This window comes from Mycobacterium sp. (assembly GCF_049683355.1).
Lineage (GTDB): Bacteria > Actinomycetota > Actinomycetes > Mycobacteriales > Mycobacteriaceae > Mycobacterium.
In genome coordinates, this window is sequence record NZ_JBAUJB010000375.1 from 1 (window position 1) to 16,411 (window position 16,411).

The 16,411-nt window shown below is 65.5% G+C and carries 10 protein-coding genes and 1 pseudogene; 5 read left to right on the plus strand and 6 right to left on the minus strand.

Annotated elements, in window-relative coordinates; genetic code table 11:
• The 5 genes and pseudogenes from WA944_RS21435 to WA944_RS21455 all read right to left on the minus strand — a co-directional run.
• Positions 1 to 1,146, minus strand: a pseudogene (locus WA944_RS21435) (HNH endonuclease signature motif containing protein); the annotation flags it as partial.
• A 49-nt stretch (positions 1,147 to 1,195) separates the two neighbouring features.
• Entirely contained in the window at positions 1,196 to 4,882 is a 3,687-nt protein-coding gene (otsB, locus tag WA944_RS21440; RefSeq protein ID WP_526371087.1) for a trehalose-phosphatase, read from the minus strand.
• Complete coding sequence (gene ppsA / locus WA944_RS21445) at positions 4,879 to 7,275, minus strand: phosphoenolpyruvate synthase (protein ID WP_526608067.1); 2,397 nt, start codon at positions 7,273 to 7,275, stop codon at positions 4,879 to 4,881. The genes otsB and ppsA overlap by 4 nt, the downstream gene beginning before the upstream one ends.
• Before the next feature lie 123 nt (positions 7,276 to 7,398).
• Positions 7,399 to 8,055: a DUF5994 family protein gene (locus WA944_RS21450; RefSeq protein ID WP_526371083.1), complete on the minus strand. Its 657-nt coding sequence runs from the start codon at positions 8,053 to 8,055 to the stop codon at positions 7,399 to 7,401.
• 145 nt (positions 8,056 to 8,200) lie between these two features.
• A complete protein-coding gene (locus tag WA944_RS21455; RefSeq protein WP_526608064.1) occupies positions 8,201 to 10,066 on the minus strand; it encodes a pyruvate kinase in 1,866 nt (621 codons plus the stop codon).
• Between the two features lie 448 nt (positions 10,067 to 10,514).
• Between WA944_RS21455 and WA944_RS21460 the strand changes: the two genes are divergently transcribed.
• From WA944_RS21460 to WA944_RS21475, 4 genes are all read left to right on the plus strand, one after another.
• Positions 10,515 to 11,792: a zinc-binding dehydrogenase gene (locus WA944_RS21460; protein ID WP_526608061.1), complete on the plus strand. Its 1,278-nt coding sequence runs from the start codon at positions 10,515 to 10,517 to the stop codon at positions 11,790 to 11,792.
• 220 nt (positions 11,793 to 12,012) lie between these two features.
• The gene (locus tag WA944_RS21465; protein ID WP_526371035.1) at positions 12,013 to 13,380 is read left to right on the plus strand and encodes a WS/DGAT/MGAT family O-acyltransferase; all 1,368 of its coding nucleotides are present in this window, start codon (positions 12,013 to 12,015) and stop codon (positions 13,378 to 13,380) included.
• Positions 13,380 to 14,753 carry a wax ester/triacylglycerol synthase domain-containing protein gene (locus WA944_RS21470; protein ID WP_526608058.1) on the plus strand — a complete coding sequence of 458 codons (1,374 nt, stop codon included), beginning with the start codon at positions 13,380 to 13,382 and terminating at the stop codon, positions 14,751 to 14,753. Before WA944_RS21465 ends, WA944_RS21470 begins: the two co-directional genes overlap by 1 nt.
• A gap of 69 nt (positions 14,754 to 14,822) precedes the next feature.
• On the plus strand, positions 14,823 to 14,975 hold the full coding sequence (locus tag WA944_RS21475; RefSeq protein ID WP_526371039.1) for a hypothetical protein: 153 nt from the start codon (positions 14,823 to 14,825) through the stop codon (positions 14,973 to 14,975).
• A gap of 46 nt (positions 14,976 to 15,021) precedes the next feature.
• On the opposite strand, the gene WA944_RS21480 is transcribed toward WA944_RS21475, so the two are convergent.
• Entirely contained in the window at positions 15,022 to 15,741 is a 720-nt protein-coding gene (locus WA944_RS21480) for an SRPBCC family protein (RefSeq protein ID WP_526371041.1), read from the minus strand.
• A 202-nt stretch (positions 15,742 to 15,943) separates the two neighbouring features.
• Here WA944_RS21480 and WA944_RS21485 point away from each other — a divergent pair, with 202 nt between their 5' ends.
• A complete protein-coding gene (locus tag WA944_RS21485) occupies positions 15,944 to 16,381 on the plus strand; it encodes an Hsp20/alpha crystallin family protein (RefSeq protein ID WP_526371043.1) in 438 nt (145 codons plus the stop codon).
• Positions 16,382 to 16,411 lie beyond the last annotated feature (30 nt).

Genomic DNA, 16,411 nt, shown 5'->3' on the forward strand with positions numbered 1-16,411 from the left:
GTGGTCGGGCCAAGGATCCCGAACTGAGTTCCTGGCCTTCGTTGTCGGTGACTGTGAGGCGGTGCGCAGGCCCGGTGAGGGTGATGCCCCCAGGTGATGCAGCCGATGGTGGTAAGGGCAGAGCAAGACGAGATTGTCGAGTTCGGTGGGGCCGCCGTCTTCCCAGTGCCGCAGATGATGGGCGTGCAGGCCTCGGGTGGCGCCGCAGCCGGGGACCACGCAGCAGCGGTCCCGATGCTCCAACGCCCGGCGTAGCCGACGGTTGACGGTGCGGGTGGCCCGACCGGCGCCGATGACCCGGCCGTGGCGTTCGAACCACACCTCACAGGTCGCATCACAGAGCAGCAAGCGGCGTTCACTGTCGGACAGCAGCGGTCCCAGATGCAGTGACGCGACGTGTTGGTCGACGTCGACGTGCATCACCGCGGTGGTGCGTTGGCCGTGCGGGCGGCGGGCGACTTCGGTGTCCCAGCCGGCTTCGACCACGCTCATGAACGCATCCACGGTGCTCGGAAACGGCGGCGCCTGATCCGACACCGGTCCACCGGTGTTGTGGTCGGGTCGCCACTGGGCGACCAGCGCGTCGAGGTGGGAGGCCAGGGCGGCGTCGACGACCGCGGCCTCAGCGTGTGGCAGCCGGATCCGGTAGGTGGCGTGGGTGTCGTCGCCGGTCTTGATGACCGACCGCTCCCACACCGGCTCCGGCTCAGCCTTGGGTTCGGGTCGGGGTGCAGCCTTGAGGGCGGTACGAAGTTGGGTGACTGTCGCCGATTCGGCCAGTTCGGCGTAATGGTCGTCGGAGCCGTCGGCGGCCCGCTCGGCGATCACCCCGACCTGATCGAGTGAGAGCCGGCCGGTGCGCAGGCCCTCGGCGCAGCGGGGGAACGCCTCGAGGCGTTCGGCGACCGCCACCAACGTCTCGGCATTGTGCGGCGAGGTGCCCAGTTTCCACGCCATCAACGAAGCCACCGAACGGGCCCCGGTCATACCGCAGAGTTCGTCGCGGTCGATCTCGGCGACGATCTCCACGATCCGCCCGTCGATGGCATTACGCTGCCCGGCCAACTGCGCCAACTCGTCGAACAACACCTCCATACGCTCAACGCGGGGCGCGCTGGCGACGAAAGATGCTGCAGTCGATGACATGACACCATCATCACAGACGGGTACGACAAGAACTCTCGCTCGGCCCCGCTCAGTCGCGAAACCGCACGGTGGTTCCGGGCATCAACTGAACGATGCGTCCGCGACACTCCACTTCGATGCCGGCGGCATCGCGGGGATCCACGCTGATGATCACGCCCTTGCCGCTGACCCGCAGGTGCAGGTGCAGTCCGCGGTAGTGGATCGGTATCGCCAGCACACCAAGTGATTCCGGCCAGTACGGCGACAGGATCAGACGATCGGACCGGGTCTCCAGCCCAGTGAAGCAACGTTGCATGAGGTCGACGGTGCCCGCCATGGCCGCCAGGTGGACACCCTCGGACGTGGTGCCGCCCTGGATGTCGGAGACGTCGGACTTCAGCGCCAACTGAAAGAACTCGAGCGCGCGATCGCGGTTGGCCCGGGCGAGCACCCAGGTGTGCACCACACCGCTGAGCGTGGACCCATGAGAGGTGCGGGCCAGGTAATAGTCCACCATCTCGGGCACCTGCTCGGGCAGGAAGCGGTACCCGAGCCGGTCGAGCAACTCGATGAGCTCGGTCGCCGACAACAGGTAGAGCAGCATGAGAGCGTCGGCCTGTTTGGATGCCTTGTAGCGGTTGACGTCATCGCCCTCTGCCTCCAGGATGCGGTCCAGCCGCTGGATTTTGCCGTATTGCCCGCGCAGCCGTTCCCAATCCAGTTCCGCCAGCTCGCCGTAGCCCTCGAACTGGCTGATGACACCCTCGTGGAACGGGACGTGCATCCGCCTGCTGACCTCGTCCCAGTGCGCCAACTCCGCACTACTCAACCCCAGGGCCTCCATCAGATCAAGCCGATTCGGCAACGGCAGCAGGTTCAGCGCTTCTAGTGCCCGCATGATCACCCACACGGACATCACGTTCGTGTAGGCGTTGTTGTCGATGCCGTCGTAGGGCGCATCGGGGTAACCGGAATGGAATTCGTCGGGACCGATCACGCCGTTGATGCCGAACCGGTCAAGAGCTTCGTCATGGCGGGCCAGGCTGACAAGAAACCGGGCGACCTCGACGATCAGCTCCGCACCGTAGTCGATCAGATAGGCGAGATCACCTGTGGCCTGGTAGAACTGCCACGCACTGTAGGCGACGGCGATGCCGATGTGGTGGGCGCGGGCGCTGGCGTCCGGATTCCACCGGCCGCTGCGCGGATTGAGGTGTAGCCGCTGACTCTCCTCACGGCCGTCGCTGCCCGACTGCCAGGGGAACATCGCGCCGGCATGGCCGGCAGCGCGGGCAGCCTGGCGGGCCTCCGGCAGACGCCGGTAGCGGTAGCCCAGCAGCGAGCGGGTGATCATCGGGAAGCGCAGGTTGAGCACCGGGTAGATGAACAGTTCGTCCCAGAAGATGTGGCCGCGATACGCCTCACCGTGCAATCCGCGGGCCGGCACCCCGACGTCGAGGTCGGCGGAATTCGGGGACACAGTCTGCAGCAGGTGAAGCAGATGCAGGCGCAGGATTCGCACTTCGTCGGTGAAGTCGTCGAACTCGATCGACAGCCGCTCCCACAGATGCGACCAGTCGGTCAGATGGCCGGCCAGCAACTCGGAGAACCCGCCGAGCCGGGTGACCCAGCGGTGGGCGTCGATTCCGGGTTCGGAGGTCGCCACGTCGCGACCGGTGTAGACGGTGACGACCTTCTCCATTCGCACCTGCTCGCCGACCGACAGCTGAACTGCGATGTCGTGCCCTATTTCGGCGTCGTCGCGGAACAGCGTGAACGCCGCAGGCACAGGCTCACCGTCGCGCCACACGGTGTTTCGCGCTGCCATCGCGACGGGGATACGGGACTGGGTGGTCTGCATGGTCAGCAGGACCGCATCGTCGGCGACCTCGCGGGCATCTACCAGCGCCAGGTGCACGTTGGCCAGGTCGCGGTAGCGTTCGACCAGCGTGTTCGTCACGTTGCCGTCCACGGTGGAGCGAAACTCGATCGTCCCTGACCAGTCCTCGGCATGGACCGTGGTCTCGAGCGCAGCGACGTGCGGCAAATGCATGGCCACAAAGCGTCGCTGCGTCAGAGAGCTGATCCGGCCCGCGTGGTCGCGGAAGCGAACCTCACGGGTCAGCACGGCCCCGCGGAGATCCAGTGTCTGCCGGTACGTCAGCACGGTGACCGCGTCGATGTCGAACCAGTCACCGTCGCCGATGCGGAAGGTCAGCGCGAGCCAGTTGGGCAGGTTGACCAGGCTCTCGTTGTCGATCTCGGTCCCCGCCACGTTGTCGACGAGCCGGTTGTACACCCCGGCCGCGTAGCTGCCCGGGTAATGCACCTGCCCGGCCTTGGACTCGGGCGCCGCGCCCCGGGTGGCGAAGTAACCGTTCCCCAATGTGCACAACGCTTCCCGCAGCTTTTCGTGCTGCGGCTCGTAGCCATCGAAGACGTAGTCCCACGCCTCACCTGAAACCTTCTGTTCGTAGGCCAGCCACTGTGCCCCACGCTGGATGAACTCGCGCACCTGGTCGGGACTTTGCAGGGTGAAGTGCGCAGCGGTCTTTCGGTCACCGTCCTCAGCGTGTTTGACGACGATGCCCACACCGTCGAATCCGATCGCATCGAAGGCGTCTTCGTCGGTGAGGTCGTCGCCGATGTAGATCGGCAGGAGTGAACCGGGCGGATCGACGCGGTCGCGGATCCAGGCCAGCGTGGTGCCCTTGTCCCAGTCGATGTCGGGGCGGAGCTCTACGAGCATCCGCCCGCTGGTCACGCGCAGGCCCGACTGTGCTGCGAGCTGCTTTGTCGCAGAGATGATCTCGCTGACGAACTCCGGCGCCACCGCGCGGTAGTGCACCGCGACGGCAAAGTGCTTGTTCTCCACCCGCACTCCCTTGATGTGAGCCAGGGACTGGTTCAACTCGGTGGCGGCGTGCTCGAGGGCGGGCACGGATGCAGCTGCCGCTTCGTTGCAGTGGTACGTACCGTCCGGCCCGGTCAGCTCGAACCCGTGGCTGCCGGCGTACCACAAGCCGGGGATGCCGATGCGGTCGCTGATGTCCGCGAGGCCGCGGCCGCTCAGTACGGCCACCAGACACACCTCGGACACCAGCTTCAAGGCCTCCGCCGCACCCTCGACAAGGGTGGCCGCGCCGGGATCGGACACGATCGGAGACAGTGTGCCGTCGAAGTCCAGGAACAGCATCGACCGGCGCATGCTGGTGATGCCGATGAGCTGGCCGTAGGAGGCCAGGGCATTCGGCAGTTCCGAGATCCGCCGATCACCCGTGCGGACGGTGATGTCGGCCAGCTCGTCGAGTACGACGTCGGCACCGTGGCGGGCCAATTCGTCGGCGCCCCCGGTGCCGTCGATACCGTCGATGCCGACGATCAGGGCGAATCCTCCGGCGCGTCCGGCTGCCACGCCGGCCGCGGAGTTCTCGACGACAACGCAGCGCTGCGGCCGCACCCCGAGTTGGCGGGCAGCTTCCCGAAGCACTGTGGGATCGGGCCTGTCGACCGTTCCGCGTTCACCGGCGGCGCCTCCGATGTAAACGCCGAAGAGGTCGTCGATCCCGGCGGCCTCGAGAGCGTGGCGGCACTGCGGACTCGACGAGTAGGCCGCCAGCGCGACCCCGATCCCGCGTAGCTTCGCGGCGAGGTCGACCGTCGCCCCGAACAGCCGGGCCTCGCTGGTCAGCGCGCCATCGAGGTCCAGGAGCACCGCGTCGTGGTAGCGCGGGTCGATGGTGACCGGTAGCTTCATGGCACCGGCAGGAGTTGTTTTTCCAACTCCAGCACTTGACGGGTGGTCTTGACCACGGTGTCGGGATTGAGGCTCATCGAGTCGATTCCCAGCCGCACCAGGAATTCCGCCATGTCCGGGTAGTCCGACGGCGCTTGCCCGCACAGGCCCGAGTGAATACCGTTGCGGCGGCAGCCTTCCACGGCCAATCTGATCATCTCCTTGACGCCCTCGTCGCGTTCGTCATAGTCGAATGCCACGACCTCGCTGTCCCGATCGACCCCGAGGGTGAGCTGGGTGAGGTCGTTGGAGCCGATGGAGAAGCCGTCGAAGCGCTTGGCGAACTCGTCGATCAGGATGACGTTGTTCGGGATCTCACACATCGCATACACCTCGAGTCCGTTCTCGCCCCGCTTCAGCCCGAGGTCCTCCATGGTCTGCAGGACGAGATCCGCTTCGGCGACACGGCGCACGAACGGCAGCATCAGGATGACGTTGGTCAACCCCATCTCGTCTCGCACCCGGCGCATGGCACGGCATTCGAGCGCAAAACCCTCGGCGTAGGACGGGTGGGCGTAGCGCGAGGCGCCGCGGAAGCCGAGCATCGGGTTGCTCTCGGACGGCTCGAAGCCGCGGCCTCCGACCAGACTGGCGTACTCGTTTGTCTTGAAATCCGACATCCGCACCACCACAGGTTTGGGCCAGAAGGCGGCGGCGATGGTGCCGATGCCCTCGGAGAGGCGCTCGACGAAGAACGCGCCTCCGTCGATGTAGCCCTGCGTCAGCCGATCGATCATCCGGCGTGCCTCGGGGTCGTCGACCTGATCCGGATGCAACAGCGCCAGCGGGTGCACCCTGATGTACTCGTTGATGATGAACTCCATCCGAGCCAGCCCCACGCCGTCGTTGGGCAGAAACGACGTCTTGAACGCCAGGTCGGGATTACCCAGATTGAGCATGATCTGTGTGCGGGGCCGGGCCATGTCACCGACCTCGGTGCGGTCCACGTGGAAACTCAACGCGCCGTCGTACACCCGGCCGGTATCTCCCTCGGCGCACGACACCGTCACCACCGCGCCGTCGGGGACATTCGTCGTCGCGTTGCCGGTGCCCACCACGGCGGGGATGCCGAGTTCGCGGGCGATGATCGACGCGTGGCAGGTACGACCACCACGGTTGGTGACGATCGCTGCGGCGGTCTTCATGACCGGCTCCCAGTCGGGAGTGGTGGTGTCGGCGACCAACACCTCACCAGGCTTGAACTGTGTGAGCTGCCCGAGGTTCTCGATGCGTCTGACCGCACCCGAGGCGATCCGTTCACCGACCGAACGTCCCTCGGCGAGTATGTCGCCACCGCCTTCGAGCACGTAGGACTCCAGCGCGGTGACGCTGTGCTGGGAGGCCACGGTTTCAGGTCGGGCCTGGACGATGTAGAGCTTTCCGTCGAGACCGTCCTTGGCCCACTCCATGTCCATCGGCCGCCCGTAGTGCGCCTCGATGGCGCACGCGTAGCCGGCCAGCTCGAGAACGTCGGAATCGGTGAGGCAGAAGCGGGTACGGTCGGACTTCGGAGTGGGAATGTTGCGTGTGGTGTTCTTGGTCTCGCCATCGACAAGAATCATCTTCACCGCCTTGTCGCCGAGCAGGCGACGCAGCACCGTGCGATGACCGGCGAGGTAGGTCGGCTTGTGCACGTAGAACTCGTCGGGATCCACCGCGCCCTGCACCACGTTCTCGCCGAGCCCGTAGGCACCTGTCACGAACACGGCGTCACGGAACCCCGACTCGGTGTCCAGGGAGAACATCACCCCCGAGGAGGAGATGTCGGAGCGGACCATCTTCATCACCCCGATCGAGAGTGAGACCTTGAAGTGGTCGAAGCCCTGGTCGATGCGGTAGTGGATGGCCCGGTCGGTGAAGAGGCTGGCAAAGCAGCGGCGGCAGGTGTCGAGCAGGCTCTCGTCTCCCTTGATGTTCAGATAGGAATCCTGCTGACCGGCGAAGCTGGCGGTCGGCAGATCCTCCGCGGTCGCCGAACTCCGTACCGCGAGGCTGACCTCCTCGCCGTACTCCTGCTGCAGCGCGCGGTAACCGTCCAGGATCTGTGCGGCCAGGTCTTCGGGAAGCCCGGCGCCGTAGACGATCTCTCGGGCGCGCTTGGCTTTGCGTGCCAGGGCTCCGACATCGTCGGGGTCCAGGTCGTCGAGTTCGGCATGCAGTCGCTCCCACGCGCCGGCCTCGTCCAGCATGTGACGATAGGCGGCCGCGGTGATCGCGAACCCGTGCGGTACGCGCACTCCCTGCTCGGAGAGCTTCTGGAACATCTCGCCCAGCGAGGCGTTCTTGCCGCCGACGAGCGGCACGTCCTCGATGCCCATGTCTTCGAAAAAGCGAACATATTCGGACGTACCCATGACGTTTCCTCCCGTAGCGCAGCGCCGGTGCCGCCACCCGACCTCAAACTCCCACAACCGAATCTGGGCAAACAGGGCCGAAGGTCACCCGAAAGGGAGGCAGTCTGACGAGAGGTGACGCGATCAGTCGTGCGGTGCGTGCTGTAGTTGCCCACGGACGATGTGGTCGACCAGGATTGGCACGAATGCCTGGATCGGTGCTTCGCTGAACTGCTCAGCGGCTTCGGTGACCAAACGGGAGATCTGCTTCGTTCCGGCTGCGCCCGGGTTGACGGCATGTCGAGCGAGTCGTGACGTGAGTTCTTCCAGCGAACGCGCTTGGTTGTTCGACGCTGGGCTGCCCTGAGGATCGCCGTCGGCTCCGGTCGCGCGAGGCGCGGCAACCGACACCATGGCCGCAGCGGCAGACTCGGCATCGGTGTCGGGTGCCAGCACTCGCAGGGTGACGCACTGGCCGTTGTCGGCGATGACGACCATTGTTGGCGGGCTGTCGGAGACGAACCCCTCCACGTGCACGTCCCGGTCTCCAAACATTATATGGTCAGGCGCCGGGTTCCAGCCGTCGCGGTGGTACCCGACGAGGGCGATGGGACCGAAGTCTGCAGAAATCGTTGTCAGCAGTGTCGGCAGCTCTGCCGACAAATCCCGCGACCGAGGCCAGAAGCTACCGTCGAGGTGGACGTGTGCCGGCCGGTTCGGATCGAGTTGGAGCCGCAGAGGCGGTGTCACCGAATCATGGGAGGACTCTGGTGAGCGGACGGTGTTCGGATTGGCGATCATAGGAGTCTCCGTAGCCCAGTCAACGGATGACCGGAGGGAAGGCACATAGAACAGTCCAGCGGATCGCCGGTCATTCAGTGCACCCTCGAAGGTAGCCGTCCGGGATGTACAGGGAGTGAACGCAAAACCGCCGAACTGTGGGTTGTCAGGTGGTTGCGCTATCGGGGTGCCAGGAATGCAGCGACGGCATCAGGGCGGTCTTTTTGTAGTGGTGATCCGCCATCCGCCGGAGGATGCTGTCGAGGACGCTGACGGCCTCGCCGATGTAGGGCCCCTTGTTGAGCATGACACACTCGGCGCGTTCGCTCATTGCCGCATCGCTGATCTCAGCGCGGGACGGATTCCCCGTCTTGGCGAGTTGCTCGAGTACCTGGGTCGCCCAGATCACCGGCAGATGCGCTGCTTCACAGAGCCAGAGGATCTCTTCCTGCAACTCTGCCAGGCGATCGTATCCGCACTCGACAGCGAGGTCGCCACGCGCGATCATCACCCCAACGTTCGGGCGCTGCATCACTGCGAGCAACAATTGCGGGAGCTGCTCGAAGGCCTGCCGGGTCTCGACTTTCAGCACTATTCCCAGTGTGTCGTCACCGAGACGGTTCAACTCTTCGAGGAGTCGGTCGACATCGGAGGGGTCTCGCACGAAAGACATTTCGACGATGTCGGCCAGCTCGATCACTGTCGAAAGGTCCGATAGGTCCTGCTCGGTGAGAGCAGAGATCGGGAGCCTCGAATCCGGTACATTCACGCCCTTGCCGGCCCCGAGGCGCGACCCCTCGTCGGCGGCGTGGTCGATCCGCAATGCCAGCGTGTCGGGGGTGACGTTCACAATTTCGCCGCTGATCCGGCCGTCGTCGAGGTGCACTCGCTCACCCGGGCGCGCGTGGTCGAATATCTCGGGCAGGGTGCAGCCGATTCGTGCAGGGCCGCCGCCCGTTACCTCGGCGGGCGAACAGTCTCTGGTCAAAAGGAGAATGTCCCCGCGGTGCAGGATGAGCCGCTGCTCGGTTCGAGGAAGCTCGCCGACGTATGCCGGGTCGTCGATTCCATGGACGTTGAGCACCGTGCCTGTCGCAAGGTAGGTGGTTTTGTCCGTGGCAATGACGAATCCACCTGGCTCGCAAGAGTTTTGATCAGCTGCGCTGAGCTCCAATCGGCGCTTTGAGCCACGGGCGTCATGCAGTCGTAGTACGTCGCCGCTGCGGCGTCGGTCAAGCCATGTTTGGGGCACTGTGATCGCCGGCATGTTGGCCTCAGGTGGGGCCACCGGGTGGTCCGCCGTTGTGAGCCAAGCCCGAGCCGGGGCTGTCACCTGTCCCAGTTCGTTTCTGTGTGGCCGAAGTTTGACACACCGCGGCCCGGGCTCCAACGGGCCGGTTCGAAGCTTTGGACCGGCGAGGTCCATCGCGAGCAGGCAGTGGCGCCCGGTGGCCTCGGCGGCCTGTCTCACATGCCGTGCCATGGAGCGCCATGCGTCAGCGTCGTCGTGTGCACAGTTGATGCGCGCGATGTCCATGCCCCGTTCCACCAGTTGGCGAACCAGCACCGGGTCGGTTGCTGCCGTGGACGGCATGGTGACCATTATTCGAGTCACTCGGTCGGTGGGGTCTGGTCCCAGCAGGTTCTGCGTTCGGGCCCGGAGCAGCCCGTTACCGACGTCGCTGCGCGAGTCGGCGGTCGGCGTAGGGTTGAAGCCCTCGCCAAGCATGGCGGTGATCGCCGACCTCACCGACATCAGCGTGGCCTCGACGTGTTGCTCGCTGCGGCCCAACGAAGAGAGGCCTCGGGCGGAAAGCCGGGTCTGCAGTTCGCGCAGATCGATCTGTCGAATTGCCCAGTAATGCACCATATTTCGGGCGCTAGGGCGATGCTCATCTGTAACCCGGGCGAGCTGGCGGGACCAGGTGCGCTCGGCCGCCGACAGTTGCTCGAGGAGTTCGTCGACATCATCGCGCAGTCGAGTCAACTGTCGAGTGGTGATCGCCTCGCTGTCAGTCTGCAAACTCGACACTGAGACTCCTGTCTCTTCGATGAGCGCCGCGGCCGCTGAGTTTCGACGCGTGACGACCTACTCGAACGACCGTAGTGGCCGGGCGCCGTCAACGCTAGAGCCGTTGTGCCCCAACGTTGATGGTGGCCTGAGTCGAGTCGGATGGCGAAGGGGTGAACACGGGGGGTCCATAACGTATCCGGGAGGTGAACTCGGCGATGCGTCGACTCCATTGCCCATCTAACCGCCTGCAAGAACGGCGCGGTGCCAAACAAAGGACCAATTGCTCTGCCGAGGTGCCCCGACGACGTGCCACGATTCCGATGGAGCGAACCTCGAGATGGTCGCATCGACGTGTTGCTCATTCACGGTGTGCACACGGCCGCATCGATTTGGAATCCCTACTGCACGGCGACAGCCGAAACAGCCACGGGCCGAAGTGAATATCATCCTCGATCGGAAGGACATCATGAAAGCAATGGTTTACCACGGGCCGGGCAGCATCGCCTGGGAGCAGGTTCCCGACGCCACGATCAACGACCCCACGGACGCGATCGTGCGGGTCGATGCGGTCACCATCTGTGGCACCGACCTGCACATCCTGGGTGGCGATGTGCCGGAGGTGACCGAGGGCCGCATTCTCGGTCACGAGGCAGTCGGGACGGTGACCGCAATCGGATCGGCGGTGCAGAGGTTGGCCGTCGGGGACCGAGTGCTGGTGTCCTGCGTGACCGCGTGTGGAAGCTGCTCCTACTGCCGCGACGGTGTCTACGGGCAGTGTCTCGGCGGCGGCGGCTGGATTCTCGGTCACCTCATCGACGGCACCCAGGCCGAGTACGTTCGAGTCCCGTTCGCGGACAACTCCACACACAAGGTGCCCGAAGGAGTGACCGACGAGCAGATGATCGTCCTGGCCGATATCCTTCCCACCTCCTACGAGGTCGGGGTGCTCAACGGCGAGGTGCGTCCCGCCGATGTCGTCGCCATCGTCGGCGCCGGCCCGATCGGGCTGGCGGCGGTCCTGACCGCGCGGCTCTACAGCCCCAGCCATATCGTTGCGATCGACCTGGCCGATTCGCGCCTGGAAGCGGCCCGCAAGTTCGGTGCTGACATCGTCGTCAACAGTGGGCGTGACGATCCCGAAGCGGTCATCGCGGAGCTCACCGGTGGCCTCGGGGCACATGTGGCGATGGAAGCGGTCGGAACTCCGCAGACGTTCGAGTTGGCGGTCCGGCTGGCCCGCCCCGGTGGGCACGTCGCCAACGTCGGCGTCCACGGCGCTCCGGCGACCCTGCATCTGGAAGACATCTGGATCAAGAACCTGACCATCACGACCGGCCTGGTCGACACGTATTCGACACCGACACTGATCGGGTTGGTCGCCAGTCATCAAACTCGACACCTCGCTGATGGTAACCCACCGATTCCAACTCGACGAGTTCGAAACCGCGTACGATGTCTTCGGCCGCGCCGCCGAAACTGGTGCATTGAAAGTGCTTCTGACCACGGCCGGATAGTGCGGCGGATCAGCAGAGGACTGCGCGTGGACAACGGGAGTCGGCGTCAACGGCTTCGGCCGAGTGGGCCGGAACTTCTTCCGAGCGGTGGATGTGCAACGCGCCGCATCGGCTCGGGGCTTACCAAGGTGAGCGGTGACCTGGTCAAGATCGTCGGCTGGTACGACAACGAATGGGGTTATTCGAATCGCTTGGTCGGCCTGACCGACATGATCGCGTCAACCCTCTGAATGTTCCGCTTCGCCACGCAGTTCCTGGCCGACACATTCGCAAAACAGCAGCCACGCTCGTGAGGCTTGAGCAGGAACACGCCCGATGGCTGATGCGACCCGGACGATGGTCGGCGGCCGGGTTTTTTCAGACAGGTGTGACGGTCCGTGCGACGTTATTCCCGCGGATTGAGGACTTGCGACCCTGCCGGGCGCGTGTGCCGCAGTGCACGGTCACTGTATGGAGCGCCTGAGCATGCTTGACGCGAGCTTCCTCGAGGCCGAGGACTCCGATCCACACGTCAGCCTCGCGGTCGGCGCCGTGTCGATCATCGAGGGGCCGGCGCCGGGCTACAACGAGCTCGTGGCAGCGTTCGCCGAACGGGCGCAGAGCATTCCGCGCTGTACGCAGAAGCTGCACACCCAGCCCTTCGACCTCGGCGCGCCGGGATGGGTGGACGACCCCCACTTCGACATCGGCCACCACGTGCACCACCTCGCCCTGCCGGACCCGGGTGACGACGCCGAACTGTTCTCGATGGTCGGCTACATCATGGAGCAGAGACTCGACCGTGAGCGCCCGTTGTGGGAGTGCTGGATCATCGAAGGGCTCGCCGAGGGTCGGTGGGCGACGCTGATGAAGATCCACCACTGCATCGCCGACGGCATCGCTACCGCGCAGATGCTGGCCAGGTTGAGCGACGACGGCGCCGGTGAAACCTTCGCCGGCAACATCCGCGCGGCACAGGACACAGGACCTTCGATCCTGCACCTGCTGCGCCCGAGGCTCAGCCCGGTCAGCTGGGCGGGTGATGTGTGGCGTGCCGGCCTCACCGCCACCAGCGCCGCGGAACACGCCGTTGTGGGGGCGGCCGAGCTGACCGCCCGGGTGCTCAGCGCGGGCCAGGAGTCCTCGCTCAACGGCCCGGTCACCCGGATGCGCCGCTACAGTGCGGCGATGGTGGACCTGTCCGTCATGAAGGACGTGTGCCGGGACTTCGATGTGACCCTCAACGACGTGGCGCTGGCTGCCATCACCAGCAGTTACCGGTCCATGCTGCTGCGCCGCGGTGAATCGCCGGGGTCCCACGCGCTGCGCACACTGGTTCCGGTGTCGATGCGCTCGGCGGACCACTTCGACGTTACCGACAATCGGGTATCGGCGATGCTGCCGTTGTTGCCGGTCGACGAACCCGATCCCGTCAAGCAGCTCGAAATCGTGCACCAAAGGCTCGCCGAGGCCAAGAGCAGCGGTCAACGGGAAGGCGCCAGCGCCATGGTCACCGCCGCCGGGAATATTCCTTTTGCGCTCTCGGCGTGGACGATTCGGCTCCTCACTCGACTGCCGCAGAAGTCGGTGACCGCGCTGGCGACCAACGTACCCGGCCCCCGCGGCCGCCAACGGGTGCTGGGCCGGGAGGTGGTGGAGATACTGCCGATACCACCGATCGCGCTTCACCTGCGCACCGGTATCGCGATGCTCAGCTACGCCGGCCGGTTCTCCTTCGGCATCACGGCCGATTTCGACAGTGCCCCCGACGTCGACGCCCTCGCCCGCGGAATCGAGGATGCGGTGCGGTACCTGGCCAAAGTGAACGGCGACCGCTGATGGCGGAGTTCATGCGCAACAGTGATGCGTTCACGTGGGCGATGGAAACCGATCCCCGGTTGCGCTCGACAGTGGTCACCGTGATCGTCCTCGACCGATCGCCGGACTGGGATGAGGTGCGTGGCCGTTTCGAGGACATCGCACGCGCGGTACCGATGTTGCGCCAGCGAGTCGTGCCCTCCCCGTCGCCCGCGCCTCCGAGATGGGAACACGCGCCGGACTTCGATCTCGGCTTCCACATGCGAAGGGTCACCGCGCCTGCACCCGCCACGATCGACACCGTGCTGGAAATGGCACGGGTCGCGGCGATGGAGGACTTCGACCGTGCACGTCCGCTCTGGGAGGCCACGCTGATCGATGGCCTGGAAAACGATCGTGCGGCAATGGTTCTCAAGTTCCACCACGCGCTGACCGACGGAGTCGGAGGGGTTCAGATCGGGATGGTCCCCTTCGACCTGTCCGAGGCTCCCGAGCGGCACGGGCCGGTTGCGGCGTTACCCGAGGTGCCACCGCCGCCGTGGCTGAGCGGCTATCGCGACACCGCGGGCTACGACGCCCGTGTGGTGGGCAACGCGCTGATGGGTGCGCTGAAAGCGGCGCCCAAGCTGGTCACGCAGGGCATTCTGCGGCCGGTGGACACCGTCTCGTCGGCCGCCGGGCTGGCCGCGTCGGTCTACCGGACGGTGCGTCCGGTGAACCGGACCGGCTCACCGTTGATGACCGACCGCAGCCTGGTTCGCCGCCTGGGCGTGCTCGAGGTCCCGTTTCCCCGACTTCGTGCCGCGGCGCACTGCGGGGGCGGCGCACTGAACGACGCGTTTGTCGCCGGCGTCGCCGGAGGGTTGCGGCGCTACCACAATAAGCACGGCGTCACGGTCGGCGACCTGCACCTGACGATGCCGATGAGCTTGCGCGAAGAGGGCGACGAGATCGGCGGCAACCGCATCACCATCATGCGGTTCGACGTGCCGGTCGGCGTCGCCGATCCGGCCGAACGGATCCGACAGATCCACGACATCACCACCAGGGTTCGTCACGAGAAGTCGGTGCCCTACACGCAGTGGATCGCCGGTGCGCTGAACATGATGCCGCGGTGGTACATCGGCTCGATCCTGCGCAACGTCGACTTCCTGTGCAGTGACGTTCCGGGGATCCCGGTGCCGGTGTTCCTCGGAGGCGCAAAGGTGTTGACCCAGTACGGGTTCGGCCCGACCGCCGGTTCGGCGGTGAACGTCACGCTGTTGACCTACGTCGACGTGTGCACGCTGGGTATCGATGTGGACACTGGCGCGATCCCCGACTACGAGGTGTTCTTCGAGTGCCTCGTTGCCGGCTTCGACGAGGTGCTGGCGCTGGCCGACGGTGAAGCCTGACCGCGTGCATACCTGGCACGGGCGGGCCGCAGTGGCCTCGAACTGTTCGCCGGTGCCGTGGATAGAGAGATGACCGACGACGAGCTTAAGGCGCCACTTTTCGGGTCGTCGAACCCGCGCCACGACATACCACGGATGCTTGATCTCCATCGCGCCGGGCAGCTGAAACTCGACGAGCTGATCACCTGGGAGTATGCCCTGGAGAACTGCACAACGGCGTGAACCTGCGGGGCCTGATCCGTTTCTAAGGCTAAGCCTGCCCTTGTGGCTATCGGGTGCCGGTTGCCCGCCGGGGGTGCAGGGGAACCGGTTCGGCGATCAGCGGCCCCCCGAGAACCTCGGTCGCCGGGTCGTGGTTCGGCATCGCGACTTCGACGACTCTGCGCTTGATCCCGAGCAGCAACCCCCGAGTGATCATCGAGGTCAACGGACCGGCCAGTTCGACGCCCAGGACCTCCCCGGGATGCCGCAGCCTGGTGCGGGTGCGGACCAGCAGTCGGCAGCGGTCCTGCCAGCGGGGTAGGAGATGAAAGGACCACACGGTCTCCCAGGGGAATCCCGGCGGACTGCCGCGCAACACGAGGGTGCTCTGGTCGACGACCTGCTCGACGGTCAGGGTGAGCCCGTGGCGCAGACCCATCCAACCGTCCGGTGCGAATCGGATCGTGTCACCGGGCGTCAGCCGTTGCCACTCCGGATGAATGCGATTGGCGGTGTCGTAGTCCAGGCCGATCAGGTTCTCGATCGTCTCGAAGCTGTAGAGGCCGCCGCGCTCCTGGCCGATCTGCACCAGCCATGGCCAGACCGATGACGGCGGCGCGTCGATCCACACGCCTTCGGTGGACTGGACCGAGGGGCGGCGGATCAGCTCGTCACCGGGAAGGTGCATGGCGCACTCTTCCTTGGTCGTGCCCCAGTTGCGGTAGTAGCGGCGCGCCGCATAGACTAACGCAGCCGCGGCAGCGACCCGTGCCAGGTTTCCAGTCATGAACTCACTCTGCGAGCACGTGAGCCGGTGAACTAGGGCCGGTAGTCCCTCAAATGGTGGCCGATCGCCACGCCGCGCGCCGGTCACGGTGCATACCGTCCAGCGCAGACCAACTACTCCATCCGCCGGGACTTCGGTCCCTAGTGATGGCAGTCGGCACGTGGTCGGATCGAGGTGCACACATTCCATCTGAGGGGACATCATGACCAATCTTCCTGTTCAACACCACCACCGTCGGGCGTTTTTTCCGGAGCTGTCCGAGCTTTTCGAAGGGTTTCCGTCGTGGGCCAGCCTGCGGCCGGCCCTCGGCAGCCACATCATCCGGGTCGAGCACGAGACCAAGGACGGAAGCTACGAGATTCGTGCCGAGGTCCCAGGGGTTGATCCCGCCAAAGACATCGACATCACGGTGCGCGACGGCGTCCTGATGATCAAGGCCGAACGCAGCGAGAAGAAGGAGTCGAACGGGCGGTCCGAGTTCTCGTACGGATCGTTCGTACGATCGGTCACGCTGCCCACGGGTGCAGACGAGGATGCCATCAAGGCCAGCTACGACAAGGGCATCCTCACCGTCACGGTCCCCGTCGCCGAGGCGGCCGCACCCGCCGAGAAGCACGTCGCGGTCGACTCTGCGGAATAGCCGATCTGCGGTCTGGGCGTTTTCGACGCC